This window comes from Pirellulales bacterium (assembly GCA_033762255.1).
In the GTDB taxonomy this organism is placed as follows: Bacteria; Planctomycetota; Planctomycetia; order Pirellulales; family JALHPA01; genus JANRLT01.
In genome coordinates, this window is sequence record JANRLT010000023.1 from 20,480 (window position 1) to 36,109 (window position 15,630).

Annotated in this window: 13 protein-coding genes; 5 read left to right on the top strand and 8 right to left on the bottom strand. The window is 57.1% G+C overall.

Going from position 1 to position 15,630, the window contains the following annotated elements; translation table 11 throughout:
- Positions 1–157: 157 nt before the first annotated feature.
- Entirely contained in the window at positions 158–2,086 is a 1,929-nt protein-coding gene (locus SFX18_07315; GenBank protein MDX1962944.1) for an FAD-binding oxidoreductase, read from the top strand.
- A gap of 45 nt (positions 2,087–2,131) precedes the next feature.
- Here the strand turns inward: SFX18_07315 and glyA are convergent, their stop codons facing one another.
- The 6 genes from glyA to SFX18_07345 all read right to left on the bottom strand — a co-directional run bounded on the left by glyA (position 2,132) and on the right by SFX18_07345 (position 8,674).
- Positions 2,132–3,388, bottom strand: coding sequence for a serine hydroxymethyltransferase (gene glyA, locus SFX18_07320; GenBank protein ID MDX1962945.1), 1,257 nt, complete (start codon positions 3,386–3,388; stop codon positions 2,132–2,134).
- Between the two features lie 137 nt (positions 3,389–3,525).
- Positions 3,526–4,524 (bottom strand): 2-hydroxyacid dehydrogenase, encoded by a 999-nt coding sequence (locus SFX18_07325; GenBank protein ID MDX1962946.1) that lies wholly within the window; start codon positions 4,522–4,524, stop codon positions 3,526–3,528.
- A 247-nt stretch (positions 4,525–4,771) separates the two neighbouring features.
- Complete coding sequence (locus SFX18_07330) at positions 4,772–6,559, bottom strand: hypothetical protein (protein MDX1962947.1); 1,788 nt, start codon at positions 6,557–6,559, stop codon at positions 4,772–4,774.
- Between the two features lie 235 nt (positions 6,560–6,794).
- Complete coding sequence (locus SFX18_07335; GenBank protein MDX1962948.1) at positions 6,795–7,208, bottom strand: hypothetical protein; 414 nt, start codon at positions 7,206–7,208, stop codon at positions 6,795–6,797.
- A gap of 59 nt (positions 7,209–7,267) precedes the next feature.
- On the bottom strand, positions 7,268–7,876 hold the full coding sequence (gene scpB, locus SFX18_07340; protein ID MDX1962949.1) for an SMC-Scp complex subunit ScpB: 609 nt from the start codon (positions 7,874–7,876) through the stop codon (positions 7,268–7,270).
- A 597-nt stretch (positions 7,877–8,473) separates the two neighbouring features.
- A complete protein-coding gene (locus SFX18_07345) occupies positions 8,474–8,674 on the bottom strand; it encodes a hypothetical protein (protein MDX1962950.1) in 201 nt (66 codons plus the stop codon).
- A gap of 140 nt (positions 8,675–8,814) precedes the next feature.
- Here SFX18_07345 and SFX18_07350 point away from each other — a divergent pair, with 140 nt between their 5' ends.
- The 4 genes from SFX18_07350 (at position 8,815) to SFX18_07365 (ending at position 12,607) form a co-directional block, all read left to right on the top strand.
- Positions 8,815–9,408, top strand: a complete 594-nt coding sequence (locus SFX18_07350) for a thioredoxin family protein (GenBank protein MDX1962951.1) — start codon at positions 8,815–8,817, stop codon at positions 9,406–9,408.
- 218 nt (positions 9,409–9,626) lie between these two features.
- Complete coding sequence (locus SFX18_07355; protein ID MDX1962952.1) at positions 9,627–10,505, top strand: ABC transporter permease; 879 nt, start codon at positions 9,627–9,629, stop codon at positions 10,503–10,505.
- Entirely contained in the window at positions 10,498–11,400 is a 903-nt protein-coding gene (locus SFX18_07360) for an ABC transporter ATP-binding protein (GenBank protein MDX1962953.1), read from the top strand. Before SFX18_07355 ends, SFX18_07360 begins: the two co-directional genes overlap by 8 nt.
- Positions 11,401–11,521: 121 nt before the next feature.
- The gene (locus tag SFX18_07365; GenBank protein MDX1962954.1) at positions 11,522–12,607 is read left to right on the top strand and encodes an MlaD family protein; all 1,086 of its coding nucleotides are present in this window, start codon (positions 11,522–11,524) and stop codon (positions 12,605–12,607) included.
- Between the two features lie 435 nt (positions 12,608–13,042).
- On the opposite strand, the gene ilvA is transcribed toward SFX18_07365, so the two are convergent.
- Together ilvA and SFX18_07375 are read right to left on the bottom strand one after the other, a co-directional pair.
- Positions 13,043–14,266 (bottom strand): threonine ammonia-lyase, encoded by a 1,224-nt coding sequence (gene ilvA, locus SFX18_07370; protein ID MDX1962955.1) that lies wholly within the window; start codon positions 14,264–14,266, stop codon positions 13,043–13,045.
- A gap of 194 nt (positions 14,267–14,460) precedes the next feature.
- The gene (locus tag SFX18_07375) at positions 14,461–15,558 is read right to left on the bottom strand and encodes a PDZ domain-containing protein (protein MDX1962956.1); all 1,098 of its coding nucleotides are present in this window, start codon (positions 15,556–15,558) and stop codon (positions 14,461–14,463) included.
- Positions 15,559–15,630 lie beyond the last annotated feature (72 nt).

Below are 15,630 nucleotides of genomic sequence, written 5' to 3' on the forward strand. Positions count from 1 at the left end.
TTTGGTCTTCGGATGGGTCGTAAGTCCTTAGCCCACGGTTACAGCGGCAAAAACCCGTGGGTTAGCGCCCAGCGGCTGATCAGTCAACTCGAATCTATTGCTTTGACAAGAGACTTTTTTTACAAAGTTCCGTGATTTGTTTCTGGAGAAATCGGCAATGTCCGAAATCCGCTTTTTTAAGGGAATGCTGTTAATCAATGCCGCCGTCCCGGCACTATTGCTGGCTTGGGATGCATGGTGGCGCGATCTGGGGGCCAATCCGGTCAATTTTGCCCTGCGCTCGACGGGACTATTAGCGCTGGTATTTCTCATTCTGACCCTGGCCATTACGCCATTGGCCCGCCTGACCGGTTGGAAAACACCCATCCCGCTACGGCGCATCCTGGGCGTGTATGCGTTTTTGTACGCCGCCGTGCATTTCGCGATTTTTGTGGTCTTTGACCGGGACCTAAGTTTGGCCAGCACCGCCAGCGAGATTGCCTCGCGGCTGTATTTGACGATTGGCGCGGCGGGATTACTGGCAATGCTGCCATTGGCGGTAACCTCGACTAATGGGATGATCCGCCGCCTCGGCCCGCAGCGCTGGAAATTGCTGCACCGGCTGGCGTATGTGGCGGCCATCGCGGGAGTGGCGCATTACATCTTGTTGGTCAAAGCCGATCTGGAACAACCGCTAGTCTTTGCGGCGGTATTGGCGGCACTGCTGATTTATCGGCTGGCGGCGCATTATTGGCAACTACGAAGTTTTTATCATGCCGCGCAGCGGACGGGGCAGGGGGGGGATCATCCTGTCACCATGGCAGCCACATCCGCTGTCTCGACAGTCGGCGGCTCCGGGGCGACACAAAATGGGACCGCGGCCGCCTTGTTGGGCAGGGAGGGGCACGAACAAAACACCCCCGCGACCGCGCGCGGAAAAAACTGGATGGGCCAACTGACCGTGACCCGCATCTTTCAGGAGACACCGCACGTGCGGACGTTTCGCCTGGCGGGGAATGGGGGTGAACTGCCATTTGATTATCTGCCGGGACAGTTCTTGACATTATCGCTCAATATCGACGGCCGTCCGGTCAAGCGATCCTACACGATCGCCTCCAGTCCCACGCGCGGCGCTTATTGCGAATTAACCGTCAAGCGGGAAGAGCAGGGACTGGTGTCACGGTATTTGCATGAACGCATACAACCTGGGGATGAGCTGACGGTCACCGCCCCGGGGGGAAAATTTGTGTTCACCGGCGAGGAAGCCCCGGGAATCGTGCTGATCGCGGGGGGGGTCGGCATCACGCCGCTCATGTCCAAGATTCGCTATCTGACCGATCGAGCCTGGCCGGGAGAAATCCATTTGATCTATGCGGTGCGCGACGAGTCCGATGTGATCTTTGAAGAGGAATTAGCCTATCTGCAAAAACGCCATGAAAATCTGCGGGTCTGCGTGACCTTATCCCAAGCGACCAGCGAACTGTGGACTGGCGAACGGGGACGGGTGTCGCTAGAGCTTTTGGAACGCAAAATTCCCCGTTATCGCGATTTTCCGCTGCACATTTGCGGACCGGGCGAAATGAACAAGGCGGTCAAGCAACTCTTGTTAGACGCGGGTATCCCGGCCGAGCAGATCCGGCAGGAATCGTTTGGAGCGGCCAAGGCCAAACCCGCAACCCCCCACGAACCCGCAGAGGCAAGCATGGCGACCGCCCCCGCGACAAACAACACCGCGGGGGGATCCCCACGCGGCGTGACGCGGCATGCTGCGCTGGCCGGGTCCATGCCCAATGCCGCGCAGGCGGCGACGACAGCCCCGGCAGCATTGTCTGCCCCGATGGCCAACCTGGCGCGAATAGAGTTTGCCCGTTCGGGCAAATCGGTCAGTGTGGGTCCGACGACAACGATTCTAGAAGCGGCTGAGCAGATTGGCGTGCCGCTGGATTATGATTGCCGTTCCGGAGTGTGCGGCACGTGCAAGGTGAAACTGCTGCGCGGCCAGGTGCGGATGGCCAACCGCGACGCCCTGGAACCGAGCGACGTCGCGGCCAATATCATCCTAGGCTGTCAGGCGGTTTGCCAGGGACCCGTGAGCATCGACGCGTAAAGCCTAATTACTTCCCACTCCCCACTTTCCACTCCTCACCATCCACTACCCCACTTCCACCAGTTTACTAGCCGGGACGGGGAATTGTCGGCACAGGTCAAAGACTTCGCCATGCAGCCGGCGGTGCATTTTTTCATCCTCCGGCTGGCGCAGCGCCTGCAAAATCCAGCCCGCGATGGTCTTCATTTCTGTCACGCCCATGCCGCGGGTGGTGAGCGCGGGAGTCCCCAGGCGGATGCCGCTGGGGTCCATCGGTTTGCGCTCGTCATAGGGGATCATGTTTTTATTGCAGGTGATGCCGCACTTATCTAGCGCCTGTTCGGCCACTTTGCCGCTGGTTCCCAACACCGTCACATCGACCAAGAGCAAATGGTTTTCGGTGCCGCCGCTAACTAGCCGCGCCCCGCCCGACAGCAGTTCCGCGGCCAGGGTTTGGGCGTTGGCAATGACTTGTTGGATGTACAATTTGTAATCGGGGCGGAGCGCCTCGCCAAAGCAGATCGCCTTGCCCGCGACCACATGCATCAGCGGGCCCCCCTGGAGGCCGGGGAACACGTTGCGGTCCAGGTCCTTGGCGTATTCGCTTTTGCACAAGACCAGCCCCGCGCGCGGGCCGCGCAGCGTTTTATGCGTGGTCGTGCTGACAAAATCCGCCACCGGCACGGGATTATGGTGCAGGCCCGCCGCCACCAATCCCGCATAATGCGCCATATCGACAAACAGCTTGGCCCCCACGGATTTAGCAATCTCCGCGAATTTGTCATGGGGAATTTCACGCGGATACGCGCTTGCCCCGGCGACGATCAGCTTGGGACGATGTTCCCGCGCGAGCGCCGCCACCTGGTCAAAGTCGATTCGGTGGGTGTCGCGGGTCACGCCATAACTAACAAAGTTATACAAAATGCCGCTGATGTTCAGCTTCATGCCGTGCGTCAGGTGGCCGCCATGGGCCAGGTCCAGGCCCAGCACCGTGTCGCCGGGTTGTAGCGTGGAGAGGTAGACGGCCATATTGGCCTGGCTGCCGGAGTGGGGTTGCACGTTGGCATGTTCCGCGCCAAACAGTTGCTTGGCCCGGTCGCGAGCCAAATTTTCGACAATGTCGACGTACTCGCACCCGCCATAATACCGTCGGCCGGGATACCCCTCGGCGTATTTGTTGGTCAGCACGCTGCCGACCGCCTGCATGATGGCGGGACTAGTGTAGTTCTCGCTGGCGATCATCTCCAGCCCTTCCTGCTGGCGATTGATTTCCGCTTCGATGGCATCCCAGACGGGGCGGTCTTCGATTTCGATAAAATTCATAGTGCGCGTGGCAAGTGAAGAAAACGTGTTAAAACCCTATTGTCGCCAAAGGGGAAAAAACGTCAATTGGGCGCGGGGAGGTAATCCTAATGCAGAATTCAGAATTCAGAATGCAGAATTTTTAATACAAGCTGCAGTTACTTATCAGCCGCCACTTGATTTACCAGCGACTCCCCCCGCTCAAAGGCGGTCAAATTGGCTACCGTGGTCAGGGCGATCTGTTTCAGGGCGTCCGCGGTAAAAAAAGCCTGGTGCCCCGTGATCAGCACATTATTAAAAGTGAGCAGCCGCGTGAAAATGTCGTCGTGGATCACTTTTTGGCTAAAATCCTCAAAAAACAGGTCCCCTTCTTCTTCATAGACATCCAGGCCCAGGTAGCCCAGGTGCCCCGATTTGAGGGCGCAAATAGCCGCCGCGGCATCCACCAGCGCGCCGCGACTGGTGTTGATCAACATGACCCCCCGTTTCATCTGGGCAAAAGCCGCTTCATTGATCAAATGATAGGTACTGGGTAAGAGCGGGCAATGTAGCGTGATAATATCCGCCTGGGCCAGTACATCCGGAAGAGATGCATATTGCACCCCCGCCGCCACACAGGCGGGATTTTCCACAACATCATGGGCCAGCACCCGGCAGCCAAATCCCAGTAAGATGCGGGCCGCGCACTCCCCTATTTTACCCGTGCCGATCACGCCGACGGTCCGCCCATGCATGTCAAAGCCCAGCAGTCCGGCGAGGTTAAAATTTCCCTCGCGGACGCGGTTGTACGCTTTGTGAAATTTACGATTGAGGGCGAGCATCATCCCGACGGCATGTTCGGCGACGGCATAGGGACTGTAGGCGGGCACGCGGAGAATGGTCAGTCCCAGCCTGGCCGCCGCGCGCAGGTCGACCTGGTTAAAACCCGCGCAGCGCAGGGTAATGAGCCGCGTTCCCTCGGCGGCAAGATACTCCAGCACGGGCGCGTCGAGTTGGTCGCTGACAAAAGCGCAGATCGCCGGAAAGCCCGCCGCCAGCTTAACGCTTTCGGGAGTGAGCCGCGGGGAATAAAAGACCAGTTCGTGCCCCGCCTGGGTGTTGGCCGCCAGCAGGGACTCTTGGTCATACGGTTTGGTGCTAAAAACGGCGGTGCGCATGGAATGAGAATTAAAAATTAAGAATTATCAATTAAGAATGGGGACAATGGTTGAAACCGAATTACAAAAAAGATCTTTTTGTTGTCATGCTTTCCCAGCTTATCAGATAGCGCATTTTTATACAAAGATGAGAATAATTTTATCGATAGCCAAGTGTAGATGGGTTCTAAAACGCAAAGCCTTTTTTCAAGAATACATAATGTCCGCAACAATTTTTATTTTTTAATTCTGCATTCTTAATTTAAATTCACTCCCCCAATTCACTCAGCAGCCGGCGGATTTCCCGTTGATAGCCCAGGCGTTCGTCGGCCAGCGAATCTTCTTGGGCTTGCAGGCGCTGGCGTTCCCGCGCCAATTCTTGTTCTTGCATCGAAAGCCTGGCCGCCAATCCCGCAAAATCCTGTTCCCGCTCGCGCACCCATTGCTCGAGCGTTTGTTGCCGCTGGGACAGTTTATGTTGTTCGCTGGGCAAAGCGGTGAGAATGGATTCCAGTTTGCGGCGTTCCTCGGCCAGTTGGTCGGTCTGCAACCGGTAAAATTCAGCCAGCCGGCCCCGCGCCCGCAATAGTCCCTCGGCCAGTTGCGCGGCGGGTAGCCTGCCCGATAACTCCGTGGCAATTTCCTCGAGCGCCAGGCGATCCTGTAGCAAGTCCCGCTGCGCCAGCGTCAGTTCCGCGCGTAATTGTTCCACCGCCGCGCGACGCGTCTCCAATTGTTGCTGAGCCACGTTGACCGCCGCCAATTGTTCGATTCCGCGGGCTTGTTCCCGCGCTTGTCGTTCGGCAAAATCCCGCTCGGCCAGGCGCATCTGGCTGGCCCAGTCGCGTTCTTGGGCCAGCAATTTATCGTGGCGGAGTTCCCATTCGCGGCGGGCGCAGTCCAGCCAATGTTCGCTGGCCAAGAGGCGTTCGCGGCGACCGGCTAATTCGCGCACTTCGCGGATAAAATGTTCCAATTCTTGTTCCAGGCGATCTGCGGGGGCAACTTCGCATTCTGCAATATCAAATTCGCCGACCGCACCGGCGGTCGGTTGAGTGTTTTTTTGCTCGGCGGCTCGGAGCGGGTGGGCGGGATCGCCCGTTGAGGGCCGTGCCGCGCAAGCGCCGCGCAGGCTGCCGATGCTAATCGGCTGGGGGACTTGGCCATCGAGAAATTGCCGCACGACCATGCGCAGGGCGGCCAGACGTCGTTCCAGCAGCTCCGCCTCCACGGTGAGGCAGGCGGTCTGTTCATGCAGGGCGGTACTTTGCGCTCGTTTGTGGGTTTCGTGGCGTTCCAGCTCTCCCGCGCGCTCGGACAGATTTCGTTCCCAGTCGCGCAATTGCGCTTCGCGGATTTCCAGTTCGGCTTGTCGCCGCGCCAGCTGGTCGGTGTCGGCCTCTAGACGCGCGGAGCGCGTGGCCAGTTCATGGTTGGCCGCTTCATAAGCCAGTTGTTGCTCGGCGCTGCGCGCGTGTTGTTCGCGCAATAGCAACTGCGTGCCTCGGGCGAATTCCTCCGCCTGGGCGGTTTGGGCCAAAATGTTGGCCTCGCGGCGGTCCAGGTCGGATTGACGTTCGGCCAGGATGCGGGCAACTTGACGGAGCTGCGTGAGCGATGATTGCCAGGCGTTCCATTCGACCGGAGTGGGCAAATCCGTTTCGCCCGTGGTCTCTTGCCAAATTTGCCGGACATTTTCGGCAAGGGCGGGGTCGGCGTCCCAGTCTTGCCAGGCGGATTGCAGCGCGTTTTCCGCCATCCGCAAATTTTCCAACAGGCGTTCGGTGGCGGGTTGCTCCGGGGAAAGCGCTTCCAGGGGGGATGGAGTGGGGGAGGCGTGGCTAAACTCCTGCGTAGCCCGCAGTAGACCCGCGGCCTGGGAATTGGCCTTGTCGGTCGTGACCGCCAGAGGAGCGTCGATATGGGGGGCATGCGCGACATGGCTCGACTGGCTTTGGCCCAGGGGATGCGCGGTATCCAAGCGCATTTCCCGTGGGGAATCGGCCAGATTTGACCCGCTTCGCGGGTGAGTCGCGGGATCGGATGTCGCTGCCATATCCACCACCCGTCGTCCTGAATTGCGTGATCGTTAAAGTTTGCCAAAGGGGAATGGCACCGGGATAATCGACGTTTGGCCGGACATACCTTAGCCAAAAGCCCGCGTCGGGGGGAAATAATCGATGTTTGGCGAATAGGCCCACGTGATTTCCAAAAAAAAACCGACATGCAAGCATGTCGGCGGGGTGGCTACGATTGTATTTTTTAAGGGAAGGATTCCCGCTAGCAGCTAGCTAGTCTTCTTCTGCGGCGTCATCTTCTTCATCCCATTCCTCGTCGTCATCCTCGTCATCGTCATCGAGGTCGTCGTCTTCTTCCTCGTCCCAGTCCTCGTCTTCATCCTCGTCGTCCCAATCTTCATCGTCTTCGTCTTCATCCTCGTCTTCTTCGTCGTCGTCGACTTCTTCCCATTCATCCTCTTCTAAATCGTCACCTTCTTCGTCTTCCTCTTCGTCATCCTCCCATTCTTCGTCCTCATCATCCTCGTCATCGTCCAGATCGTCTTCTTCCTCTTCGTCCCAGTCTTCGTCTTCATCCTCGGCGGCGCAAAATGGCAGCGCCACGGATGCGACCCGGGCCGTGGCCCAAGCTTGGATCGATTCTTCCAGCCATTCCTCGAACATCAGGGGACCAGGACTTGTGGTCATCAGCGGTTTTCTCCTCATGTAAACGTATGTGATTTGCAAAGCAATTCTGATGATGTGAATTACAGGACAGGTTCGCCGGAATCCGATAACGCCGCGGCCAGTGGCACATCCGCGCCGGTGGGGGACCGGCCATCGGAAATGGACGGTGCCTCCGCCAGGACACTGGATTTACGCAACTGTTCGGCCCGGGGCAGCTCGTCGAGATGCCGCAGACCGAAAACCTGCATAAATTTTTTAGTTGTTCCGTATAATAAGGGGCGGCCAAGGTCATCGGTCCGGCCAATTATTCGCACAAAATCCCGTTCCAATAACTGACGCAACAAGTCACCGCACTGCACGCCGCGAATGGCCTCCACCTCGGACCGTAATAAGGGCTGGCGATAGGCAATCACGGCCAGCGTCTCCAACGCCGGACCGCTGAGGCGAACCTCCAACGAGGTCTGCAGCAATTTTCTCAGCCATGGTCCAAACTGCGGCCGTGAAAATAACTGGTATCCTCCCGCGATCTCCCGCACCACAAACGCACTACCCGAGCTATCATAAAACGCATTCAAACGGCGTATCACTGTACGGGCCGCCGTCCCGTCTGGCAAGTCGGTTAACTGCGCAATCTTGCGGCTGGTCAAAGGTTCACGCGCGATAAACAAAATCGCCTCCACCTTGGCCATCACGGGATCGCGACGAACGGGGCAGGAAACGGGTTGGGAAGAGGGATTCTCAGCCCGCGTTGCTCCAAGTCCCTGGAAGGGACCGCTTCGCCGCCAATTACGTCGAAATTCACTTTGCCAAACCGGTTGCCCCCCCCGTACGGGGAGCCTCTGTTGCCATCGAGGTAACATATTCACCATTTAGCCAACAAAATCGCCGCTTGGGTAACACAGTCGCCATTTTGGTAACACAGTTGCCACTTAGTTGACTTCATGGTTGAGCCTCATGACAACAGGCGTAAACCATTTTGCGGATGTGAACTTTCGTTGTCTGCAAGCACGGTTAGCCGTAGCCACATTCTGGCAATAATCGGCTTAAAAGCAAGTATTGCCTGGTGTGGCGCGGTTCAATCCATGACCACCGCCAATTCACTATCCCACCCAGTTAACCGGAATCCCCAAGAGTCTGCAAGTGGTTTTTTAGTTTGCCCGGGGAGAATTTGGACTAAGAGCGCGGCATGATCGGCACGCACTGAAAAATCGCTGTTAAATCGCGTGTTTTTTGTGTTTCAAAGGAGTAAAATTTAATTCAATTTTGCGGGCAAAAACCGGAATCCCTTATAATCCCGCTGTTAACCAATAAAATAACGCAAAAAATCCGCCAATAATAACCGCTGTCCAAGCAAACGACTTGACCGCATGGGGCAGAATCACGCGAAAATCCTCAAATCGCGTAGCCGAATAAACCAGGATGACCATCACCGCCAAGGGCAAACTGTACCAAAATTGGGCAATTGTCAGACCCCATAAATACGACATAAAACTCTCCTGGTGGCGCGTTGCGGGAAACAATCTAAAACATTATACAAAAGGTAGCCCGGTTCCTAGCGGCCACCTCAGGCTATTTCGCTTCAAAGTCCCATTTCTTGCCCAAAAACTTTTGCACAGGATCGCCACTAATGGTTCGTACCGCCTCTACCATGCTGGCCCTGGAGACCGTGGCCCCCAATTTTCGCCTGCCGAATGTGGATGGGCGAATGGTGGAACTGGCCGATTTTGCCGGTGCACCAGCTCTATTAGTCATTTTTATGTGCAATCACTGCCCCTATGTCAAACATATTGCCGATCCCCTGGCGGCGCTGGCGCGGCAGTGGCAGGCCGCGGGAGTAGCGGTGGTAGGGATAAGCTCTAACGATGTATCCACCCATCCCGCCGATTCCCCCGAACAAATGGTCCACGAGGCCGAGGCCCGCGGTTACACTTTTCCCTATTTATATGACGAGGATCAATCCGTCGCGCGGGCGTATCATGCCGCCTGCACGCCGGATTTCTTTTTATTTGACAAAGACCGCAAATTAGCCTACCGCGGCCAACTGGACGGCAGCCGTCCGGGAAATAATGTCCCCGTGACAGGGGAGGATTTGCAACAGGCGATTGAGGCGGTGCTAGCGGGAAAGTTGGCCCCCGTCCCACAAAAGGCCAGCTTGGGTTGCAATATCAAATGGAAAACCGGGGCCGAACCTGGTTATTTTACCAACCAGCCCGCCACCTAAAAAAACCGCTACGGACGCTCCCCGCGCGTCGGGCCGCCGCCAGGGGGGCATGATAGCAACTTATGAACGGTCTTCCTGGATTGCCTAATCAAAATAACCGTTAAAATTTCTCAAGACACTTATGCGCGCACGACGATACTCCGATGCGCTCCACCGCGCTTTGGCAGCCCAGAATTGACAGGCTGTTGACTGGATTCCGTTTGCAATAGAAATAGCATATGCCAGAGTTGGCCCAAATCCCCGTTCCAGATCGACCCGTGCGCCCTCCCGGCCTGCTGGGGGCGGTCGCGCATAGCGTGGCGGACTTGGGGGAGGCATTAATCCAGTTTGCGACTTCGGCGGGGGCCTTGACCCTGTTTGGGTTGCAAACCTTGCGTTGGCTGGTAACCCGGTTGCCGCGGCGCGAGACCTTGCTGCCCAACTTTTATCAGATTGGCGTGTTAAGCCTGCCGGTGGTGGCGCTCACGGGGTTGTTTATTGGCATGGTGCTAGCCGTCCAAAGTTATTCGCAGTTTCGGGTGATGAAGCTGGAGACGCGGTTGGGGGCGGTAATTAATCTGTCGCTCGTCCGCGAGCTAGGCCCGGTCCTGGCCGCGACCATGTTGGCTGGCCGCGTGGGGAGCGCCATGGCGGCGGAGTTAGGCACCATGCGCGTCACCGAGCAAATCGACGCGCTTTCCAGCATGGGGGCCAATCCCATCTATTACCTGGTCGTCCCCAGATTCCTTGGCTGTTTGGTGCTGATCCCCACGCTGACCATCATGGCGGATTTTATGGGCGTGCTGGGGGGGTATTTTTTTGGGGTGGTCGTGCTGGATATCGACTCGCACCATTATTGGGTGAATTCCCAAAAAGTTGTCGGCTTGTTTGACGTGGGAAGCGGTGTGTTCAAAAGCCTGTTTTTTGGAGCGACCATCGCGCTGGTTAGTTGCCATCGGGGTTTTAATTGCGAACCGGGTGCCGCGGGCGTGGGCCGGGCGGCCACCAGCGCCTTTGTGTACTCTTTTGTGTCGATCTTGGTCATTGATTTGATGCTGGGAATCGTGATCGACAAAGTCCATACGATTTTTTTTCCGGAAGGAATACGGTTTGTGTAGCCCCCGCGGCTACCCCGCGCTGTTTATGTCCACCGTCGCGGCACAACCCGCCGAGGAGCAAACCGATCATCCCCTGGTCGAAGTGCGGGACCTGCATGTGCAGTTTGGCCGACAGCCGGTCTTGCGCGGGATTAACCTGCGGGTGCCCCGCGGACAGACGCTGGTCATTTTAGGCGAAAGCGGTTGCGGCAAGACCGTCCTGCTAAAGTGCCTGATTGGACTGATCCGCCCCACATCCGGAAGCGTGATATTTGCGGAGCGGGACCTAAGCCGGCTATCCGAGCGGGAACTGGCCCAGTTGCGCGTGCGGTACGGTTTTTTGTTTCAGGGGGCGGCCCTGTTTGACAGCCTGACCGTGGCTGAAAACATCGCCTTTCCCTTGCGCGAACATACGCGAAAAAGCTCCGCCGAGATCGCCGCCATTGTCCGGCAACTGGTGGCCGTGGTCGGACTTGGCGAGGCGACCCTGACCAAATATCCCGCCGAACTTTCGGGCGGCATGCGCAAGCGCGTGGGCCTGGCGCGGGCGTTGACGCTCAATCCCGATTTGATGCTGTATGACGAGCCGACCACCGGTTTGGACCCCATCATGAGCGATGTGATTAATGAATTGATCATTCGCGCGCGGCAGCAGCACCCCTTGACTAGCATCGTGGTGACGCACGATATGCACACCGCCGCCAAGGTTCCCGACCGGGTGGTAATGTTGTATCCCTTGGCGCGTTTGGGGGCGGGGGAACCACAAGTGATTTATGATGGTCCGCCGCGCGACATGGCCCGTTGCCGCGACCGACGGGTAACACAATTTATCAAAGGGGAGGCCGGGGAACGCTTGCAAGAGATGCATTTGGAACAGGCCTCCGCCGATAGCTTGCTGCGGGGCGTCGCGCGGTGAAGGTATTTTGCTTTTGTCGGTTTCACATACAATTCATATTACACCTTTAGTTGCCGTTCGCGGGATGACATTGCCACCTAGTCGCGCTCAACGACACTGACAGACAGCCGGAGATATTGCCATGGATGAACGCTTGATGCAATTTCGCGTGGGGGTGATGGCGGTGGCCACCGTGCTGATCGCCGGGATCTTGATCGTGCTGTTTGGCAAGGTCCCCGCCTTTACCCAGGGAAGCTACACCCTGCAATTCAAATTCGCCGAGGCTCCCGGGGTTAGTGTGAATTCCCCCGTGCGCAAAAGCGGCATCCTGGTGGGACGAGTCAGCCAGGTCGATTTTGCCGATGATGGAGAGGTGATCGTCACCGTCACCATGAACGGGGATATCAAAATTCGCCGCAGTGAGACCGTGCGGATCAAAAGCACTTTATTGGGTGACGCCGAAATCCAGATTGTCGCGGCAAAAAAAGACCAAGCGGGGGAATTTTATCAACCGGGCGAGACGATCGTCGGCCAAACGGCTTCCGATCCGCTCAATGCGCTGACCAACCTGGAGGAAAGCGTCAAAGGAACGGTCAAATCCCTGGGAAACGCCAGTGACGAGATTGGCAAGCTGGCCGCCAGCATCAATGAACGATTCGAAAGGAACAAGGAACGGTTTGACAGCATAGTCATTAACGCGGACAAGACCCTGCAGGGAATTAATCGGACACTGGATGGTATTAAGGATGTCCTAGGGGGGGACGAATTAAAAAATGATCTGCGCAAGGCCATTCAGGAAGTGCCGGAACTGCTGCGCACGACCAAGGACGCCATTCAAGGATTGCAGTCCGCCACCGCCGGCGTGGAACGAAATGTCCGCAACCTGGAAGGTCTAACCAAACCGCTGGGAGACCGGGGAGAGCAAATCGTGGCCAATGTCGATCAAAGCGTCGCCCGGCTGAATGAACTGGTGGGCCAGGTAGAGACCTTTAGCCGTCGCCTCAATTCCGACCAGGGGACCGTGGGGCGGCTGCTCAACGATCCGGCACTGTATCAACAACTTAACGAAGCGGCGGCCAATATCAACGACGTTTCCAAACGGCTGCGGCCCATCGTGGAGGACGCCCGCATTCTGACGGATCGACTGGCCAGAAATCCTGGGATCATTATTCGCGACGCGGTCCAGCCCGGTCCCGGCACAAAATTCCTGACGCCGCAAGACCGTTAATGGACGGCAAAAAAAGCCACAAAAAAATTATATTTGCCGCGAAAAAAGTAAGAATAGCAAAAAGTATCTTATACGCATTCTATCCAAATATAGCGCAGATAGCATTTTTGATGACGTGAACTATTGAAGCTAAATTATGGTATGACGCAACCGCGTTGCGGTACCCACCTACCGCAACGCGCCTTAATTTATTGGCAATACAGTGGAACAAAGCCCACGGGTTGGAGCGCAGCGAACAACCCTGGGTCAGTTGAATCAACTAAGGTTCCTGTACTCCAACGGAGTTCCGTAAACTCAAGTTAAACTGGGTAAAAGCCGCGCTAGGATTACTTGGAATTGGTATTATTCACTTCTTTGCCTTTTTTGCTTTTCTTGCGGCTATCAAAATTAGGGCTTGCTTTTCTTGTTGCTATGTACCGTTGCCGCTCTGTGCGGCTACTCTTGGCAAATGATCCCCGCCGCCGTCAGCGACTCTCGCAGGTTCGTGGCTTGTTGAGTGTCCGTGGTTTCGACCGTGCAGGCGATGTGCACCGTGGCCAAGTCCCCGTCCGCAAACGCCCGTTCATGTTCGATATCCCGCACATTTGCTCCGGTGGCGGCGATCAGCTGGCTTAAGTGGGCGAGCGCGCCCGGCCGATCGGGCATGATGGCGATAAATCGGTACAGCCGTCCCGCCAAGACCTGTCCCCGTTCCAACACCCGGCCCAAGAGCGTCAGGTCGATGTTGCCGCCGCACAGGACCAGGACCACCCGCTTGCCATGTAAAGAGTTTAGCTCGGGCCGGACCGCCGCGGCCAATGTCGCCGCCGCCGAACCTTCGACCACGCATTTTTCCAGTTCCACCAGTCGTAAAATCGCCAGGGCCAACTCATCTTCGCTGACTTGCAGCAATTCATCATAGCGCGGCAGCGCCAGCGCCAAAGATAGCTCCCCCACCTTGCCCACGGCCAGGCCGTCCGCCAGGGTTGGCCGGGCGGGGACTTCCACGGGATGTCCCGCCCGTATCGCCGCGGTAAAGCTGGGCATGCGGTCATCCTCCACGGCAATCACCCGCACTTCTGGGCGGAGGGTTTTGATGGCCACGCTCATCCCCGCCAATAGCCCCGCTCCGCCCACGGGGATAATCACGGCTTCCAGGTCGGGGACTTGTTCCAAAATTTCCAGGGCCATGGTCCCTTGGCCGGCGATAATCGCCGGGTTATCAAAGCCATGGATATAGGTCAAGTCTTCGGTCCGGGCAAGTTCCAGGGCGGCGTGACGCGCGGCGACAAAGGTATCCCCCGCCAGGATCACCCGCGCGCCAAAAGTGCGACAGGTGGCGACCTTGATCAACGGGGCATAGCGCGGCATGACAACGGTGACGGGAATCCCCAGCGTCGAGCCGTGATAGGCCAGGCCCAGGGCGTGGTTGCCGGCGGAGGCGGCAATGACTCCCCGTTGGCGCGCCTGGGAATCAAGCAGCAGTAAGGCGTTGCGCGCGCCTCGTTCCTTAAAGCTGCCGGTGCGTTGCAGCGAGTCGAGCTTGCAGGCGATCCGCATCCCCGTGAGCCGCGACAGGGCCAGGGATTCGGGGCAGGGGGTCAAAAGAACCCCCTCGCTAATGCGCTGCCGCGCGGCCAGGATGTCCTCCAAGGTGACGGTGGGGGCCGCGGGGGGCATGGTTAATTAGTATTGGCAAGCGGAGCGTGGCGGAGCAGGTGGGGAAATTAGATCCCAGAAAAAATTATAGCCCGCCGCCACGGTACGGGAAATGACATTCCCGCAATGCGGCGACGGGCTACCACCGTGATAATGATTTTACGAGCCGAATTCACGACAGGGCGATAATTATGCCCCGCGGCGCAAATGACAGGCTACTTGGACTTTTCCAGTTCTTTCAGCATTTCCTCTCGCGACTTTTCCATTTCCTCTTGCATGGCCTTTAATTGGGCTTGCATTTGCTCCATCTGGCGCTGGATTTGAGCGTTGTGAAGTTGGTTCAAACCCTCAGGCAACTCCACCCGCAGACCGGCTTGCGGCGCTCCGTTCGGCGGAACGGCCTGAATCAAAAAATCACGCGGGGCAAATTTGTCAAATAGCATAAGCTGCGGATTTTGCCTCCCCAGCATGTGCTGGACATGTGGGCGGATATCTTCGGGCAGCTTGTCCAACTCTTTGTCTGTCAATTCCCAGGTTTTGTCGTCCCGTTTAACGGTAATCTTGGCCGGTTCATCCCCCACGCGGGTGATGGTGATGCTAAGGTTGGCAGGCAGTTTGGGAGCCAACGGCTGCATGTAGGGGTCATCATTAAGCGAAGGAGGTGCCAAGCCAGGACCTGGAAACGCAAAGGCAAAGGCATTTGCCTGGCCTTGGGGGGGAAGATTAATTCCGTGCCGCGCCATTTTTTCACGCCACTTAATGATGGCCTGGTCGTCTTGCGTCTGAAATTTTTGGGCGGGATCAAACTCGGCGGGACGTTCCGCGGGGGACACTTTGACCGTGGTAACTTCGCGGTCGCGCCACACCTTAAAGGAAAGTTCCTTGCCTTCGCTTTTGGAAATATTCTCGATCAAGGATTCCCGTGTGGAGAGGTTGGTTTCGCCCACTTGCAAGAGAATATCGTTGGCCTTGAAACCGGACTTTTCGGCGGGGCTATCGGGCAGCACGCGTAACACCAAAACCCCCTGGTTTTCCGACAGCTTCAGCAATTTGCGGACATCCTCATCCAGACTTTTGACCTCGACGCCAATCCAATACTTGCTGAGCGTATCGGGGGTTACCCCGGCGCTAGTATTCAAATCCAAAAGCACATCCGCGCCACCGGGAAGTCCGGGGGGCAACGGCTGGACATTCTTGGAAGGTTCCAATTCGACGGCAACTTGGGAAACAGCGGCCCCGGCCATGCCCAGGGACACGCTAGCGGCTAAAACAGCCCGTAATGCTAGCGGTGAACGCAGAAATTTTTGTAACATAAACACTCCGGTAAAAAAGTCATGTGCAAAAGCACAAAGGGAATCACGCGTCACAGTATCAGAGTTGCCGCC